Source organism: Actinomadura rubrobrunea NBRC 15275 (assembly GCF_001552235.1).
GTDB classification, from domain to species: Bacteria; Actinomycetota; Actinomycetes; order Streptosporangiales; family Streptosporangiaceae; genus Spirillospora; species Spirillospora viridilutea.
The window spans coordinates 1-16,076 of record NZ_BCQU01000061.1 but is presented as its reverse complement, the minus strand read 5'-3'; the positions used below and the strand labels follow the sequence as shown (position 1 = coordinate 16,076).

Sequence of the window (16,076 nt, the reverse complement as noted above, 5' to 3'; positions counted from 1 at the left end):
CGCCCCGCGACGCGCCGTCGGGCGGCGCGTCGCGGGGATCGCGGTCACCGTCGCCACCATGCCGCCTCCTCGGGCGAGCGCGTTCGAACCGGCACGTCGAATCTGTGTTCGACTGTTCGAACACAGTAGCGCACGCCTCCCCCGTCCGTCAGCCGCTCTCGGCCCGCGGCGGAGGATTCACGGCGACGGCGGCGCGGCCGTCAGGTCAGGGTCGTGTCGGCGGCGGAGCGGTGCGGGACCTTCTCGGCGGGGATCGTCCCCATCCGTCCCGCCTGGAAGTCCTCGAACGCCTGGATGATCTCCTCGCGGGTGTTCATCACGAACGGCCCGTACCGGGCGATCGGCTCGCGGATCGGCAGCCCGCCCAGCACGAGGATCTCCCAGCCGCTCGCGCCCACCGCCGTCGGCTGCCGGTCGGCGGCCCGGACGACCAGGCCGTCCTGTTCGCCCCGGTGGTGCGAGCCGCCGAAGACGGCGAGCTGCCCCTCGTCCAAGGCGACCTCCTCGACGCCGACGGCGCCGCGCCCGGCCAGCACGTACACCAGGGCGTTGAACTCGCGCGGCCACGGCAGCGTCAGCCGCGCGCCGGGCGCCACGGTCGCGTGCAGGTAGTTGATCGGCGTGTAGGTGACGCCCGGCCCCTCGTACTCGCCGAGCGACCCGGCGATGACCCGGACGAGCGACGCGCCGTCGGCGGCGGCGAGCAGCGTGACGTCGCGAGCCTCGATGTCCTGGTAGCGCGGCGGCACCCACTTCTGCGCGCGGGGCAGGTTCACCCACAGCTGCACGCCGTGGAACAGCCCGCCCTTGGCGACCAGTTCGGGCGGCGGCTGCTCGATGTGCTGGATCCCGGCCCCGGCCGTCATCCACTGCGTGGCGCCGTCGGTGATCAGCCCGCCGCCTCCGGTGGTGTCCTGGTGCTGGAAGGCTCCGTCCATGATGTAGGTGACGGTCTCGAAGCCGCGGTGCGGGTGCCAGGGCGTGCCCTTGGCCTCGCCGGGGGCGTACTCGACGGCGCCCATGTGGTCCAGCAGCAGGAAGGGGTCGGCGAGCGCCAGGTCCATGCCCGGGAAGGGGCGGCGGACTTCGAAGCCCTCTCCTTCGAGGTGGCGCGAGGCGGTGACGACCTTGGCGACGCGGCGCCAGTCGGTGTCGGCCTCGGACAGGCGCGGCAGGCGGGGCAGGGTCAGGGGATCCGCGGTGACAGCCGGCATCGGTACTCCTCAGCGATCGGGGGCGCGCTGCGGGCGTGCAGGCGCCGACACACGGACCTAACGTGATTGAAAGATAAACTATTTCCCGACCGGACGGCCCGTCCCACGGAGCGCCGAAATTAGTTGAATCTTCAACAGAGCGGTATACTGTCAGCATGAGCGAACCACGCTGGCTCGACGCCGTGCAACAGCGCCACTGGAGGGCCTACGTGGACGGCAGCGTCCGGCTCACGGAGATCATGGACCGCGACCTGAAGACCAAGCACGGTCTGTCGATCTCCGAGTACGAGATCCTCGTCCGCCTGTCGGAGGCCCCGGACCGGCGCCTGCGCATGGCGGAGCTCGCGGCGCACGCCAGCCAGTCCCGCAGCCGCCTGTCGCACACCTGCAACCGCCTGGAGGCCAAGGGCCTCGTGGTGCGCGGCAGCTGCCCCAACGACAAGCGCGGCGTCTACGCCCACCTCACCGACGAGGGCTTCGCCGTGCTCGACCGGGCCGCCCGCGACCACGTCGAGACGGTCCGCACCTTCTTCATCGACGTCATCACCCCCGAGGAACTGGACGCGATCGGCAGCGCCTTCACGAAGGTCGTCGAACGCATCGCCCAGGCCGGCTGACGGCCGGCCTCCCCGCTACCGGTCGCCCGCCCTCCGGCGCCGCGCCTCGCGGCCGCCGCGTCACAGCGTCAGGCCGGTGAGGAACCCCACCGAGACGAGGGTCAGGAAGCCCCACGCGAGCATCATCCCGATGCCGAACAGGCGCCAGCTTCCGCCGACCTTCCCCACCAGCAGGCCGCCCAGCCCGAACGCCAGCAGCAGCAGCGTGATCATCTGCGGCAGCAGGCTCGGCCTGCGGCTCATCATCAGCGGCGCGTACATCATCACCAGGTCGACGAACACGAACGTCAGGAAACCCGCCGCCGTCACGCCGACGTCGCGCCGGCTCAGCTTCCGCGCCCATTCCCACGGCGGACGCGCGCGCACGCGGATGCGCGGCCCCTCGTCCGGCTGCTCGGTCTCCACCGTGGACGCCACGGCGAAGATCTCGTCCTCCAGGCTCGGGCGTCCGTCCTCGTGACCCTCCGTCATTCCGGCTCCCTCAGGCCGGGGACGCCGGGACAGTACCCGGCAGGGGGTGTGGTCGAAACGGATGCGCGTGCCCGCCCCCGTCCCCTCACGACAGCCACGCGCCAGAACGCACGGTAGCGAACCGGCCCGGCCGTCCCGAAGGGCGCGCGGCCGCGCCGTCCCCGAACGGCCGGGTGCGCCGGTCCTGCCGAGCCGGGGTCCGTCGGCGTGCCATCCTTCGTGTCATGCCAGGTAGATGGACAGTTCGCGCGACGGCGGTCGTCACCGCGTTCGCCGCGGCCACCCTCGGCGCGACCGGCTGCGGCCAAGGGGCGGACCGCTCCGCGCCGGAACCGGCCACCCCGCCGACGCAACCGTCCCCGACGGCCGTGTCGACGCCGTCCGGCGGCGGGACGGGCGCAAAGCAACAGTTCCGCGCGCGGATCACGAAGGTGACGGCGCGGCAGCTGCGCCATTCGTGGCGCAGGGGCTGCCCCGTGCCGGTGTCGGGGCTGCGGATGATCGAGATGACGTACTGGGGCATGGACGGACGGCCGCACGCCGACGGGCGCCTGGTCGTCAACGCCAGGGTCGCCGACGACCTGGTGACCGTGTTCCGCAAGCTCTACCGGATGCGCTACCCCATCCGGCGCATGGAGCCCGTGGACGTCTACAAGGGCAGCGACTTCGACTCGATCGAGGCCGACAACACCTCGGCGTTCAACTGCCGTCCCGCCACCGGGTCGAGCAGCTGGTCGCAGCACGCCTACGGCCTGGCGATCGACATCAACCCGTGCGAGAACCCCTACGTGTCGGCGAACGGGACCGTCGCGCACCGCAAATGCGTGAAGTTCAAGAACCGCAAGCGCCGCGATCCGGGCGTCATCCACAAGGGCGACGCGGTGGTGAAGGCGTTCGCCTCGATCGGCTGGGGGTGGGGCGGCGACTGGAGGGGCGCCAAGGACTACCAGCACTTCTCCAGCAACGGCCGCTGAACGGCCCGCCGGCGGGGTCCCCCGGCCGGGCCGGCGGACGGCGGGTCGTCCCCGGCTCTCACATGCTGATCATGAGCGCGACCACGATGATCGCGACGAGGGCCAGCACGGCGACGACGCCGGCGATGAGCCCGACGTTCACCTTCGCGCCCTTCTCCGGCTGCCCCTGCTGCTGGTAGGCCCACTGCTGGAACTGCTGCGTCGACCCTGCCGGATCGTTGGGTGTCTGCGACATGCGGTCGAGGGTAACGGATGCTTTCGCCGCCCTTCAGGCCGAATGACCCGATGGACAGCGCTTCGCCCGGGACGCACCGTCGGACGCCGCCCGCCGATCAGCGGCGCGATCAGCCGTTCCGCGCCGCGCCCCCGCACCCTCATAAGCCCCGTGAACTCACCCCGCGCTTGCCGCTATCGTGGGGGCTGCTCACTGGAGGCTTCGCATAGTGGACGAGTGCGACGGTCTTGAAAACCGTTGAGTCGGCAGCCCCGGCTCCGTGGGTTCGAATCCCACAGCCTCCGCCACCCGCGGCGCTGCGTCCTCGGCGCCCGCGCCGGACGTCGAGGACGCCGCCCAGATCTCATCAGCCGCCCGCGGCGTCGCGATCCCGTCTCCCAGCCGTGTCTCGCTCAACGCCCCCATCGCGTTCCCGGCGGCGGGGTCAGGAGCCGTCGTCGGACTCGTCGGGGTCGTCGACGCGGTAGCCGGGGATGGACGGCCAGCGGACGGTCATGACGATCGAGTCCTCCTCGGCCTCCCAGGAATGGTCGACGCCCGGACCCCACACGACGTAGTCGCCCTGCTCGGACAGCACCACGTCGCCGCCGGGGAACTCCAGCCGGAAGCGCCCGCTGATCAGGACCAGGAGGGCGGTGCGCTTCTCGCCCTCGGTCCAGCGGGCGCGCCGCTCCCCGCGCGGGTGGACGCCCCACTTGATCTCGACGTCGTCGCTGTGGCGCGGATCGCCCGGCGGTTTGAAGTGCCCCAGCAGCCAGCCGCGGTCCGCGGCGGCGTCGACCGCGGCCTTGCCCACGTACACGTTGTCGACCACGGGTCGCGACTTTAACGCCTGGCGCCGCCCGTCCGCTCCGGCACGGCGGGCCGGCGGGCGGGCCCCACGAATGGACGAGCCGACCGGCGGTTTCACTCCTTGGCGCGCTGCATGGCGAAGCCGTCGCCGACCATGGCGGCCAGCTGCAGGTACGCCTCGCGGGTCGCGGGGGCCAGCTGCTCCAGGTCCACCTCGGCGCCCTCCTCCAGGTGGTCGTCGTAGGGGACGCGGACGACGCCGCGGCAGCGGCTCTCGAAGTGGGCCTGCAGCTTGTCGAGGTCGACCTGGCTGCGGGTGCGGTTGCGGACCATCGACAGCACCACCACGCCGTTGCGGACCAGGTGGCCGTGGTCGTGCGCCTCCAGCCAGTCGAGGGTCGCGCTGGCGGAGCGGGCGCCGTCCACCGACGGGGAGCTCACCAGGACGAGCTGGTCGGCCAGGCTGAGCACCCCGGCCATGGCCGAGTGCAGCAGGCCCGTCCCGCAGTCGGTGATGCAGATCGTGTAGAACTGCTCGAGCACCACGGCCACCGCGGAGTAGTCCTCGGCGCTGAACGCCTCGCTGACCGCCGGGTCGCGGTCGGAGGCCAGCACCTCCAGCCGCGCCTCGTTCTGCGAGGTGAAGGCGCGCACGTCGGCGTAGCGGTGGATCTTGTCGCGGTTGTTGAGCAGGTCGCGGACGGTCGCCGCGGTCTCCAGCCGCAGCTTGTCCGACAGGGTGCCGCGGTCGGGGTTGGCGTCCACGGCGATCACCCGGTCGCCGCGCAGCGACGCCAGCATCGAGCCCAGGCCCACGGTCGTGGTGGTCTTGCCGACGCCGCCCTTGAGGGACATGACCGCGACGCGGTGGTGACCGGACACCACGGGGGTCCGGGCCCGCGCGATGAGGTCCTTGCGCCGCAGCTCGGCCTGCGACTCCCCAGGGTGGATGGCGCCACCGGTGGCCTTGTAGACGGCGCGGCGCCATCCGCCGGACGGGGCGATGCGCCGGTGGCCGAGCAGGTTCTCCGAGCTGAGGCTTTCGGAGCTCTCCGGGGGCGGCCCTTGCGGCGCCTGCGGGTGCGGCTGGCCGCCGTGGCCCGGGGCGCCCGGATGCGCGGGAGGCTGCGCGTACCCGCCGGCCGGGGGCTGGGCGGGCGCCGTCGGCGCGTACCCCGCCGGCGGCTGGTAGGCGGGTGGCTGGTCGAACCCCGGAACCGGGTTGCTGTTGGGGTCGTACGCGGGCACGGGCATGGCGGGCATGCCGTACGGCGGCACACCCGGCTGGCCCGGCTGCCCGGGCTGGCCTTCCTGCGGGGCGCCGCCCGGCTGGCCCTGCTGCCCTTCCTGCGGCGGGGCGTCCTGCTGGCCCGGCTGGACGGGCCGGCCCGGCTGCGTGTCCGGCTCGGCGGGCGCGGCCTCGCCCGCGGACGCGGACTGCGGGTCGCCCTGGGAGGGCTGCTCGGTGGGGTAGGGCGGCAGCTGTTCCAGCGGCGGCGCCGCCTGGTCGGCGGGCGTCGGAGCAGCGTGGTACTGCGGCGGCACCGGCGCCTGGAAGGGCGGCGGCGTGTCGCTCCCCGGCTGTCCGCCCTCGGAGGCGGGCTGGGGCGGGACGGCGGGCGCCTCGTACGGCGGAGGCGGCGGGGGCATCGCGCCTTCGAACCCCGGGGGAGGCGGAGGCGGCTGCGGCGGCTCGTACACCGGCGGGTAGCCGCCGACCATGCCCGCGTACGGAGGGGGCAGCATGCCGCCGTCGAAGGGCTGCGGCATCGGGCTGCCGTCGTAGGGCTGCGGAGGCGGCTGGCTCCCGTCGAACGGCGGGGGCGGCGTGTACTGCGGCGCGGGCATGTCCCCGTACGGGGTGAAGCTCGGGGGCTGCGGCACGTCGGCCGGAGGCTGCGACGGTCCGCCCTGGGGCGGCTCCGGCGGCGCGCCCTGGAACGGCGGGGGCGCCGCCCACGGGTTCGCGGGGGCCTCGGGCAGCGGCTGGCCTGCCGTCGGCTCGTTCCCGGACGGGTTCTGGTCGCCGCCCGGACGCGTCGCCTCCGCGTCGGCCACGGTGGCCTCCGCCTCGGCCGCGGAAGGTGCGGAAGATGCGGGGGACGCGGAGGGCGAAGCGTTCGTTCGGTCAGTGGCGTCGTCAGTGGCGTCGTCCGCCGCCGGCGCCGCGGCGGGCGGCGACTCGGCGGGAGACGCGTTGCCCGGGCCCGGCCCGCCGGACGGAGCGGGATCGACGCCCTGGCTGCTCATCGCGTCCAGGGATGCCAGGCGCTCCTCCAGCGACCGCCCGTCGTGCTCGTTCCTCGCCACCGTCTCTCCCCTCGACCCCGCCTCGAACGTCCATGTGGAGCCGGATGGCATGACCCCAGGGCAGGATACCCATGGGCCTTTACCATCCGCCTACGCGAAAGACGCACCACAACCGCCCGAAGGGCCGTCCCTAATCAGGAGGCTGTGCGCCCCGAAGGCCCGGTAGCGTGATCGGTATGCATGCCATCGTCATCCGCGAACCGGGAGAGCCCGACGTCCTGGAATGGACGGCCGTCCCGGACCCGCAGGCCGGGCCGGGCGAGGTGCTCATCGACGTGGCGGCCGCCGGGGTCAACCGGGCGGACGTGATGCAGCGCCGCGGGTTCTATCCGCCGCCGGACGGGGCTCCCCCGTACCCGGGGCTGGAGGTTTCCGGCCGGGTCGCCGCGCTCGGCGAAGGCGTCACCGGCTGGCGGGTCGGCGACGAGGTGTGCGCGCTGCTCGGGGGCGGAGGCTACGCCGAACGGGTCGCGGTGCCCGCCGGCCACGTGCTGCCGGTGCCGCGCGGCGTCGGCCTCGTCGAGGCGGCGGGGCTGCCCGAGGTCGCGTGCACGGTGTGGTCGAACGTGTTCATGCTGGCGCGCCTGGCCAAGGGGGAGACGTTCCTCGTGCACGGCGGCGCGAGCGGCATCGGCACCATGGCGATCCAGCTCGCGCGGGCGCACGGGGCGCGGGTGCTGTGCACGGTGGGCAGCGCGCGGAAGGCCGAGCGCTGCCGGGAGCTCGGCGCCGACGAGGCGATCAACTACCGCGAGGACGACTTCACCGAGCACGGCCCGTTCGACGTGATACTCGACAACATGGGGGCGGCGTACCTGGCGCGCAACGTGTCGGCGCTGGCCCCCGGCGGCCGGCTGGTGGTCATCGGGTTGCAGGGCGGTCGCCGCGCCGAGCTCGACCTGAACGAGCTGCTGCGCAAGCGGGCGTCGGTGCACGCGACGTCGCTGCGGGCCCGTCCCGCCGCCGAGAAGGCCGCGATCGTGGCGGCGGTGCGCGAGCACGTGTGGCCGCTGCTGGAGTCGGGCGCCGTGCGGCCGGTCCTGGACCGCACCGTGCCCATGGCGGAGGCGGCGCGGGCGCACCGGCTGCTGGAGGACAGCGTGCACGTCGGAAAGATTGTCCTGACCGTCTGAATTCCTGGAGACACCATGAACCAGCCTTCGCAGAGCCCGTCCGGCGACCGGTCCGACAAGGAGCCGCAGGTGCTGGTCGTCGGGCCGAACGGCATCGCGGTGGAGGGCGGCAAGTCCGAGGACGGCGACGAGAAGTCGATCACCGAGATGGTGGAGCAGCCCGCCAAGGTCATGCGGATCGGCAGCATGATCCGGCAGCTGCTGGAGGAGGTGAAGGCCGCGCCGCTGGACGAGGCCAGCCGCGCCCGGCTCCGCGAGATCCACCAGTCGTCCATCAAGGAGCTGGAAGACGGTCTGGCGCCCGAGCTGATCGAGGAGCTGGAGCGGCTGTCGCTGCCGTTCACCGAGGAGGAGGTGCCGAGCGAGTCCGAGCTGAGGATCGCCCAGGCCCAGCTGGTCGGCTGGCTGGAGGGCCTGTTCCACGGCATCCAGACCACGCTGTTCGCCCAGCAGATGGCGGCGCGGGCCCAGCTGGAGCAGATGCGCCGCGCCCTGCCCGCCGGGATGATGCCGCAGTCCTCCGGCGAGGAGGACCATCGCCGCCGCCAGTCCGGCCCGTACCTGTAAGCCCCCTCGACAGCGGTCTCCTCGACTGCGCCCCCGCGCAGCCGCCGCGCACGAGGCCCGACGCCGACCGCCGGCCGGCGCCCCCTCCGCAGCGCGTCGCCGACGAGCCGCCGCACCGCCCGCGTGCGGGCGGCTCGGCGCCGCGCGTCATGCGGACCCTTGCCCCGTCGACTCCGCGGACTCCGTCGACTCGGCGTCCGGGAACAGCCGCTCGAGCACCTGGGCCACACCGTCGTCGTCGTTGCGCGCCGTGGTGTGGGTGACCGCCTCCAGGACCACCGGGTGGGCGTTGGCCACCCCGTACGACACGCCCGCCCACGTCAGCATCGGCAGGTCGTTCGGCATGTCCCCGAACGCCACCACGTCGGCGGGCCGGATGCCGTGCTCGGCGCACAGCTCGGCGAGGGCGCTGGCCTTGGTGACGCCGTGGGCGCTCATCTCCAGCAGGCCCCGCCCCGAGGAGTGGGTGACGGTGACCAGGTCGCCCACGGTGTCGCGCGCCTTGGCCGCCAGCGAGTCGGGGTCGGCGTCGGGGTGGAACGCCAGCAGCTTGGTGCCGCCCCGGCTGACCAGCGTCTCCCCGTCCACGGGCCGCCCGCCCAGCGCCTCGGCGTCCCAGCTGCCGAGGTGGTAGCTGGCCTCGAAGACGAACCCGTGCGGGTACTCCACGGCGAACCGCAGCTCCGGGATCGCCGCGCGCAGGCGCGCCACCGTCTCGGCGATCACCTCCGGCTCGATCAGCCGGGTGCGCAGCACGGTCTCGGTGTGCAGGTCGTACACGACCGCGCCGTTGGCGCAGATCGCCACGCCGCGGTGGTCCACGGCCTCGGCGACGGGACGCATCCACCGCGGCGGCCGGCCGGTGACCATGACCAGCAGCGCGCCCGCGCGCTCCACGCGGGCCAGGGCGGCGACGGTGCGGGGCGAGATGGTGCCGTCGGAACGCACGATCGTCCCGTCGAGGTCGGTGGCGACCAGGCGCGGCGTGGATGGAGACATGTCACCTTCCCGTCTGCCGCGTCCGGCTCCTCGCGCACTCGAGGGGGCGGGTATGTGACGACGCCGGGCACGGCTGGGAGACACCATAGGCGATGCCCCCGACGGCGGCCCCGCGCCGCCGCCTCAGCGCTTGACCGGCTCCAGGACCTCCAGGCCGAGGTACTTCTGCAGCGCCTTCGGCACGCGCACCGAGCCGTCGGCCTGCTGGTGGTTCTCCAGGATCGCCACGATCCACCGGGTGGTGGCCAGCGTGCCGTTCAGCGTGGCGACCGGCTGGTTGCGGCCGCCCTCGTCCCGGTACCGCACCGCCAGGCGCCGCGCCTGGAAGTCGGTGCAGTTGGACGTGGAGGTGACCTCGCGGTAGGTGTTCTGCGACGGCAGCCACGCCTCGCAGTCGTACTTGCGGGCCGCGCTGGCGCCCAGGTCGCCGGCCGCCACGTCGATCACCCGGTACGGCAGCTCGACCTTGGCGAGCATCTCCTTCTCCCACTCCAGCAGCCGCAGGTGCTCGTCGTGGGCGTCCTCCGGACGGCAGTAGGAGAACATCTCGACCTTGTCGAACTGGTGCACCCGGATGATGCCGCGGGTGTCCTTGCCGTACGAGCCGGCCTCCCGGCGGAAGCAGGACGACCAGCCCGCGTACCGCCGCGGCAGGTCGTCGATGATCTCGTTCATGTGGTAGGCGGCCAGCGGCACCTCGGACGTGCCCACCAGGTACAGCTCGTCCTGCGGCAGGTGGTAGACCTCGGCGGCGTGCGCGCCGAGGAAGCCGGTGCCCTCCATCGCCTCCGGCTTGACCAGCACCGGCGGGTACATCGGGGTGAACCCGGCGGCGATCGCCTGCTCCATGGCCAGGTTGAGCAGCGCCAGCTGCAGCCGCGCCCCCACGCCGGTCAGGAAGTAGAACCGCGCGCCGGACACCTTGGCGCCGCGCTCGGTGTCGATCGCGCCCAGCGCCTCGCCGAGCTCCAGGTGGTCCTTGGGCTCGAAGTCGAACTTCGGGGGCTCGCCGACGTGCTCCAGGACGACGAAGTCCTCCTCGCCGCCGGGCGGGGCGCCCTCCTCGATGATGTTGGGAACGGTCCGCAGCAGCGCGTCCAGCTCGGCGCCGAGCCGGTCGGCCTCGGCCTCGGCCTCCTTGACCTGCTGCGCGAGCTCCTTGGCGCGGCCCAGCAGCCGCTGCCGCTCCTCCCCCTGCGCCTTCGACACCGACTTGCCGAAACTCTTCTGCTCGGCGCGCAGCCGCTCGAACGTCGACAGCGCGCCGCGGCGCCGCTCGTCCAGGTCGAGCAGCGTGTCGGCGACGGTCTCGTCCTCCCCGCGGGCGCGCTGCGAGGCGCGCAGCCGTTCGGGGTCCTCTCGAAGGGCTCGCAGGTCAATCACAACCCTGAGGCTACCGGTGCGGCGGCCGTGGCGCGCGCGAGATCGCCGTCGCGGCGTCCGCGCGCGGCGGGGACGACGGCGCGGCCCCTCCGCGGTTCACCCGCCCCGCCGTCCAGAACCGGACATTTCGCCTCGACATCGGTCTTGCCTTATAAGACGTCTGACAAGTGACAAGGGGGCGAGGTCGATCATGAAGCGCGACAGCCGGGTGCGGACGGGGCTGACGATCCTGTGGGCGTTGAGCCCCCTGCTCACCGCGGGCCTGGCGTCCCCGATCATCTTCACCCACGTGGCGCTCCGGCTGCGGCGGTGGGCGCACTGGCTCGCGGCGGCCGGCTACCTCGCTCTCGAGAGCGCCGTCTTCGCCACCGTCGAGGCCGACCCGGGCACCGCGGGCGACGTGATCTTCAGCATCGGGGCGGTCGTGTCGGTCCTGGGCGGGACGGCCCACGCCTTCGCCGTCCGGGGCCGCGTCTTCGCGCGCCGGGACGCGGTCGCTTTCGATCAGGCCCAGGGGGAGATCCGGCGGCGCCGCGAGCTGCGCGCCCGGGCGCACGAGATCGCGCGCCGCGATCCGCAGACCGCCCTGGAGATGCGGATCGGCCGTCCGGACCTGCCGCGCGGCTTCGACGACGGCGGGCTCGTGGACGTCAACCACGCCCCCGCCCACGTGCTGGCGCAGGGGCTCGGCATCACGCTCGAGCAGGCCGAGCGGCTCGTCGAGGCGCGGGAGCGGTGCGACGGCTTCGTGTCGGCCGAGGAGGCGGCCGCGCTGACGGGGCTGCCGCCGTCGCTCACCCCCCGGCTCGCCGAGTACGGCGTCTACCTGCCCTGACCCGACGCCTCCTGCCCCCGGGGCCGCCCGGCTCAGGCGTGGCCGTTGCGGATGGAGCGCAGCCAGGCGGCGGCCTCGGTGAAGTCGGCGTCGTGGGTGCCGCGGCGGATCTCCGGGCGGACCTGGTCCGCGCGCGGGTACGAGCCGAGGAACCGCACGTCGGCGCAGATGCGGCGCAGGCCCATCAGCGCCTCGCCGACGCGGGCGTCCTCCACGTGCCCGTCGAAGTCCATCCAGAACAGGTACGAGCCGAGCCCGGCGCCGGTGGGACGCGACTGGATCAGCGTCAAATTGATGCCGCGGATCGCGAACTCGTTGAGGATCTCCAGCAGGGCGCCGGGGTGGTCCTCGCCGATGAACGCGACCACGGTGGTGCGGTCCATGCCGGTGCGCGGCGGCGGGACGCAGGGCCGGCGCAGCTCGATGAACCTGGTCACCGCGTCGGACACGTCGTGGATGTCCTCGGCCAGGACCGACAGCCCGTAGCGGGCCGCGGCGAACGAGCCGGCCAGCGCGGCGTCGTAGTGGCCGTCGGCGACGCGCTGGGCGGCCTCGGCGTTGGACGTGGCGGCGCGCCACTCGGCGTCCGGGACGTGCTCGGCCAGCCAGCGGCGGCACTGGGGCTGCGCGTGCGGGTGCGAGGCGACCGTCTTGATGTCGGCGAACGTGGTGCCGGGCCGCACCAGCAGGGCGAACGACACCGGCAGGTGGACCTCGGCGACGATCTGCAGGGGCTCGCCGGTGGCCAGCTCGTCCAGGGTGGTGGGCACCGAGCCCTCGACGGAGTTCTCCAGCGCGACGACGGCCGCGTCCACCTCGGCGCGGCGCAGCGCGTCGAGCGCGGCGGGCACGGTGTCGTAGGGGACCTGCTCGGCGCCCTCCGCGCCGGGCAGCCGGCGCAGCGCGGCCTCGGTGAACGTGCCGCGGGGACCGAGGAACGCGTACGTCTCGGTCACGTGACGTCCCCCGGCCGTGTGCACGCTTTTCCCAGTGGCATATGAGCAACTCCTCCGCCCACGTCCGGATCGCGCGGCGGGCTGTGCGACAGGTGGTGAGGACGTCGAGTCTATGTGCCCGTCCGACCCGGCACCGGCAAAAGGCCGATCATGAGCCGGTCAGGAAACGCGCCCGGACCCGATGGCGGGCACGACGGCGCGCGGCGGGACTGCGGGGCCGGCATCGGGCACGCGACGCCGCGGGGCGGCTCGAGCGCGCGGACGCCGCGGGGCGGCTCGGGCGCGAGCGGCTCTGCGGGCGGCTCAGGCGCTGGGGGTGGGGGTGCGGTCGCCGAAGTCGGCCAGGGGGTCGTCCATGGTGACGACGGGGCCCTTGCCCAGGCGGGCGGCGCGCAGCACCTGGTTCTCTTCGGGGGAGAGCGTCTCCAGGGGGTGGCCGTCGCGGACCGCCTTGGCATAGGTCCGCGTCTCGGTGCGGCCGTTGATGGAGCTGATCACCACGCCGTCGCCGTTGGCGTTGATCAGGGCGAGCGAGAACGAGCGGTGCCCGGACATCTCCTTGAGCGCGTCGTAGTGGACGATCGCCAAGTCGCGCAACGCCTGGCCGTCGACCTTTCCGGCGGCGAGCTGCAGCTGCCGCCGCAGCACCGCGCCGCACTCGTCGACGACCTGGTTCACCCTGTTGTGGGCCACCACCGCGATGGACAGACCGGCCACCCCGGCGACCAATCCGGCGACGGCCACCGCTACCAGCATCACGCGCTGAGCGTACCGACCTCGGCGTCCCGGCGAGAAGGATCCTCCGGAACGCGCGCACCGGCCATCCGGTGGAGCAGCCGCCGCCCGAGGAACGCGATCAGCGCCAGGGCGGCCAGTCCGAAGGCGTCCTGGATGATCCGCCCGGTGACCTGCGACGGAATCGAGTGCTCGGGACCGATCAGGCGGGTCCCCCACCAGGGCAGCGGAAACAGGAAGTACAGCCAGATCAGCCCCGCATACTGACATCTTCGCGTGTCGCGCCCATCACCGACCACGGCGCCGATGACGGGGACGATCCACACAAGGTGGTGAATCCATCCCACAGGGGACAGCAGCACCGACAGCAGCCCGGTGATGGCGACGCCCGCCAGCAGGGCGGCGCGGGCGTCGGGCCCCGGCGCCGTCGCGTCGGCGAGGGCCGTGGCGCGGCGGGCCAGCCGGAACCCGTGGTAGCCGACGAACGCGGCCAGCGCCAGCCACAGCAGGCTGGTGACCGCGTCGGGCAGGTAGATCCGCGCCAGCATGCCGTTGATGGCCTGGTTCGTGGTGCCGTTGACGGCGCCGGTGCGGTCGCCGCCCTCCAGCAGCGCGCCGAACCAGTAGTCCACCGAGTCGGCCGGCAGCAGGGCGAACCCGGCGAGGGTCGCGACGGCGGCGGTCAGCACGGCGTTGGCGGCCGCGTCCCGCCGCCCGGTGATCCAGAAGTAGATGAGGAAGACGCCGGGCACCAGCTTGATCGCCACGGCGAGGCCGACGAGCAGGCCGCGCGGCCAGCGCGGGCGGCGCGCGCAGCAGTCGGCCAGGCACATCACCATGAGGAACACGCCCACCTGGCCGAACCTGGCCTGGTCGTAGACGGGCACGAGCCAGGCGGCGGCGCCGACGAGGGCGCCGAGGGCCAGCGGCGCCCAGCGCCCGGCCCGCCGGACCAGGTCGCGGAACGACAGCCAGACCGCGGCCGCCAGGGCGACGTACAGCAGCGCCATCCACGTCACCTGGGCGGCGCCCCACGACATGAGGGTGAACGGCACCGCCAGCACCGCCGCGAACGGCGGGTAGGTGAACGGCAGCAGCTGCGGCGGCTGGGTGAGCAGCTCGTACAGCGGCGCTCCCCGCAGGACGGCGCGGCCGCCGTCCCGGTACACCTCCAGGTCGACCATCCGCTGGTCGGGCGGGTTGGTCAGCCAGTGGACGACGATCGGCGCCACCGCGGCCGCGGCGACGGCGATCCCGGCGGCCAGGATCAGCAGGTTCGCCGCCCGCGGAGCCGACCGGACCGACCACCCCGGCGCCGCCGCCTCGGCGGGCCGCGCCGGCGCCGTGCGCCGGCGGCCGGAATGGTCCGTCCTGTTACGTTCCACCATGTCCCCATCCTGATGTAAGCCGCCCACTACCCTTGCACGCATGACGCATCGGGGGGCGGCGGCCGGCACGCTGAGGCCCGTGGCGACCATTGTGGCCGTCGTCACGGTGTTGATCTCGTTGTTCGCCGTTCCGTCCCCCAGCGCACACGCGGCGCCCGCCGTCCCCGCGCGGGCCTCCGGCACGGCCGCGCCGACAGGCCGTGTCGCGATCATCGGGATTCCGGGGCTGGCGTGGCGGGACGTGACCCGCGGCGGGACGCCGACCCTGTGGCGGATGACCGGGCAGGGCTCCGCGGGGGCGCTGAGCATCCGCACCACGCGGATCAACACCTGCCCGATGGACGGCTGGCTGACGGTGTCGGCGGGGCAGCGGGCGCGGCTGGCGCACGGCGACTGCGCGCTGCCGTCGGCACCGGTGACCGCCGCGCGGCCCGGGTCCGAGGCCCCGCCCGAGGGCGGGGCGCTGGCCCCCGGCTGGCAGACGATCAAGGACGACAACGCGCGGACCTCCTACCACGCGCAGGTGGGGCTGCTCGGCGACGCGGTGCGCCGCGCGGGCGGCTGCACCCTGGCCGTGGGCCCGGGCGCGGTGTTCGGGCTGGCCGACCGGGCGGGACGCGTCGACCGCTACGCCCCGTCCCCCGACAAGGTGCCCGCCGCCGACTGGTCGCGGTGCCCGCTGATCGGCGTGGAGATCGACGACGTCTTCCGCGCCTACCTGACCGCCGGGGTGGACGCCGAGGGCGAGCAGGTGCCGGTGGAGCCCCGCAAGCGCGCGGAGGCGGCGCGGGCGGCGGACCGGCGCGTCGCCCAGGTGCTGGCCGGTCTCCCCCAGGGCACGACGGTGCTCGTGGCGGGCCTGTCCGACACGGATGCGAAGCCGCACATCCGCGTGGCCGTCGCGCAGGGCCCCACGGGCGAGTCCGGGCGGACGTACCGGCCGGGCTATCTGACCTCCAGCGCGACGCGGCAGCCGGCCATGGTCACCCTGACCGACGTCACCGCGACGGCGCTGCGGGTGCTCGGACTCGACCGGCCGAAGGAGGCGGTCGGGTCGCCGTGGCGCACGGGCGCCGCCGACGACGGCGCCGACGAGGGCGACACCATGGCGAAGGTCGACCGGCTGCGGGACGAGGACGTGGCCGCCCAGGCGATCCGGCGCGTGCAGGGCGGGTTCTGGTGGGTGCTGGGAGGCGCCCAGCTGCTGCTGTACGGGCTCGCGGCGATCGCGTTGCGGCGGCGGTGGAACGTCCCGGAGTCGCGGGCGCGCATCCTGAACGCGACGCGGTTCGTCGCCCTGGTCGGGGGCGCCGTTCCGGTGGCGACGTTCCTGGCCGGGGTGGTGCCCTGGTGGGACCTTCCGTATCCGACCCTCGCCCTCATCGCGACGGTTCTGGGGTTCAGCGTCCTGGTGGCGGGGGCGGCGTCGCAGCGTCCGCTGTGGCGGTCGCTGATCGCGCCCGGGCT

The 16,076-nt window shown here is 73.8% G+C and carries 15 protein-coding genes, 1 tRNA gene and 1 pseudogene; 7 read left to right on the top strand and 10 right to left on the bottom strand.

The window, feature by feature from the left end; all coding sequences use genetic code 11:
- Positions 1-200: 200 nt before the first annotated feature.
- A complete protein-coding gene (locus AR3_RS18995) occupies positions 201-1,214 on the bottom strand; it encodes a pirin family protein (protein ID WP_067915571.1) in 1,014 nt (337 codons plus the stop codon).
- A 155-nt stretch (positions 1,215-1,369) separates the two neighbouring features.
- On the opposite strand from AR3_RS18995, the gene AR3_RS18990 reads away from it, so the two are divergent.
- Positions 1,370-1,831 carry a MarR family winged helix-turn-helix transcriptional regulator gene (locus AR3_RS18990; RefSeq protein WP_067915570.1) on the top strand — a complete coding sequence of 154 codons (462 nt, stop codon included), beginning with the start codon at positions 1,370-1,372 and terminating at the stop codon, positions 1,829-1,831.
- Positions 1,832-1,891: 60 nt separating this feature from the next.
- On the opposite strand, the gene AR3_RS18985 is transcribed toward AR3_RS18990, so the two are convergent.
- Positions 1,892-2,302, bottom strand: a complete 411-nt coding sequence (locus tag AR3_RS18985) for a hypothetical protein (protein WP_067915569.1) — start codon at positions 2,300-2,302, stop codon at positions 1,892-1,894.
- Positions 2,303-2,526: 224 nt separating this feature from the next.
- On the opposite strand from AR3_RS18985, the gene AR3_RS18980 reads away from it, so the two are divergent.
- Positions 2,527-3,276 carry a M15 family metallopeptidase gene (locus AR3_RS18980; protein ID WP_067915568.1) on the top strand — a complete coding sequence of 250 codons (750 nt, stop codon included), beginning with the start codon at positions 2,527-2,529 and terminating at the stop codon, positions 3,274-3,276.
- A 58-nt stretch (positions 3,277-3,334) separates the two neighbouring features.
- Here the strand turns inward: AR3_RS18980 and AR3_RS30710 are convergent, their stop codons facing one another.
- Entirely contained in the window at positions 3,335-3,511 is a 177-nt protein-coding gene (locus tag AR3_RS30710; RefSeq protein ID WP_157406703.1) for a hypothetical protein, read from the bottom strand.
- Positions 3,512-3,705: 194 nt separating this feature from the next.
- Between AR3_RS30710 and AR3_RS18975 the strand changes: the two genes are divergently transcribed.
- Positions 3,706-3,798 (top strand) — tRNA-Ser (locus AR3_RS18975).
- Positions 3,799-3,935: 137 nt separating this feature from the next.
- Here AR3_RS18975 and AR3_RS18970 read toward each other — a convergent pair.
- Together AR3_RS18970 and AR3_RS32295 are read right to left on the bottom strand one after the other, a co-directional pair.
- Positions 3,936-4,325, bottom strand: coding sequence for a signal peptidase I (locus AR3_RS18970; protein WP_067915567.1), 390 nt, complete (start codon positions 4,323-4,325; stop codon positions 3,936-3,938).
- 92 nt (positions 4,326-4,417) lie between these two features.
- Entirely contained in the window at positions 4,418-6,613 is a 2,196-nt protein-coding gene (locus AR3_RS32295; protein ID WP_227023294.1) for a MinD/ParA family ATP-binding protein, read from the bottom strand.
- 176 nt (positions 6,614-6,789) lie between these two features.
- Between AR3_RS32295 and AR3_RS18960 the strand changes: the two genes are divergently transcribed.
- Together AR3_RS18960 and AR3_RS18955 are read left to right on the top strand one after the other, a co-directional pair.
- Positions 6,790-7,746, top strand: coding sequence for an NAD(P)H-quinone oxidoreductase (locus AR3_RS18960; protein ID WP_067915566.1), 957 nt, complete (start codon positions 6,790-6,792; stop codon positions 7,744-7,746).
- A gap of 15 nt (positions 7,747-7,761) precedes the next feature.
- Positions 7,762-8,313, top strand: a complete 552-nt coding sequence (locus AR3_RS18955; RefSeq protein ID WP_067915565.1) for a bacterial proteasome activator family protein — start codon at positions 7,762-7,764, stop codon at positions 8,311-8,313.
- 147 nt (positions 8,314-8,460) lie between these two features.
- Here the strand turns inward: AR3_RS18955 and AR3_RS18950 are convergent, their stop codons facing one another.
- Positions 8,461-9,312, bottom strand: a complete 852-nt coding sequence (locus tag AR3_RS18950) for a Cof-type HAD-IIB family hydrolase (protein ID WP_067915564.1) — start codon at positions 9,310-9,312, stop codon at positions 8,461-8,463.
- A gap of 123 nt (positions 9,313-9,435) precedes the next feature.
- Entirely contained in the window at positions 9,436-10,695 is a 1,260-nt protein-coding gene (gene serS, locus AR3_RS18945; RefSeq protein WP_067915563.1) for a serine--tRNA ligase, read from the bottom strand.
- A 190-nt stretch (positions 10,696-10,885) separates the two neighbouring features.
- On the opposite strand from serS, the gene AR3_RS18940 reads away from it, so the two are divergent.
- Positions 10,886-11,530 (top strand): ComEA family DNA-binding protein, encoded by a 645-nt coding sequence (locus AR3_RS18940; RefSeq protein WP_067915562.1) that lies wholly within the window; start codon positions 10,886-10,888, stop codon positions 11,528-11,530.
- Positions 11,531-11,562: 32 nt separating this feature from the next.
- On the opposite strand, the gene pheA is transcribed toward AR3_RS18940, so the two are convergent.
- From pheA to AR3_RS18925, 3 genes are all read right to left on the bottom strand, one after another.
- Positions 11,563-12,486, bottom strand: a complete 924-nt coding sequence (gene pheA, locus AR3_RS18935) for a prephenate dehydratase (RefSeq protein ID WP_067915561.1) — start codon at positions 12,484-12,486, stop codon at positions 11,563-11,565.
- A gap of 303 nt (positions 12,487-12,789) precedes the next feature.
- A complete protein-coding gene (locus tag AR3_RS18930) occupies positions 12,790-13,242 on the bottom strand; it encodes a DUF4446 family protein (RefSeq protein ID WP_067915560.1) in 453 nt (150 codons plus the stop codon).
- Positions 13,242-14,609 carry a glycosyltransferase 87 family protein gene (locus AR3_RS18925; protein ID WP_083951683.1) on the bottom strand — a complete coding sequence of 456 codons (1,368 nt, stop codon included), beginning with the start codon at positions 14,607-14,609 and terminating at the stop codon, positions 13,242-13,244. The genes AR3_RS18930 and AR3_RS18925 overlap by 1 nt, the downstream gene beginning before the upstream one ends.
- 40 nt (positions 14,610-14,649) lie before the next feature.
- On the opposite strand from AR3_RS18925, the pseudogene AR3_RS18920 reads away from it, so the two are divergent.
- Positions 14,650-16,076, top strand: a pseudogene (locus tag AR3_RS18920) (hypothetical protein); the annotation flags it as partial.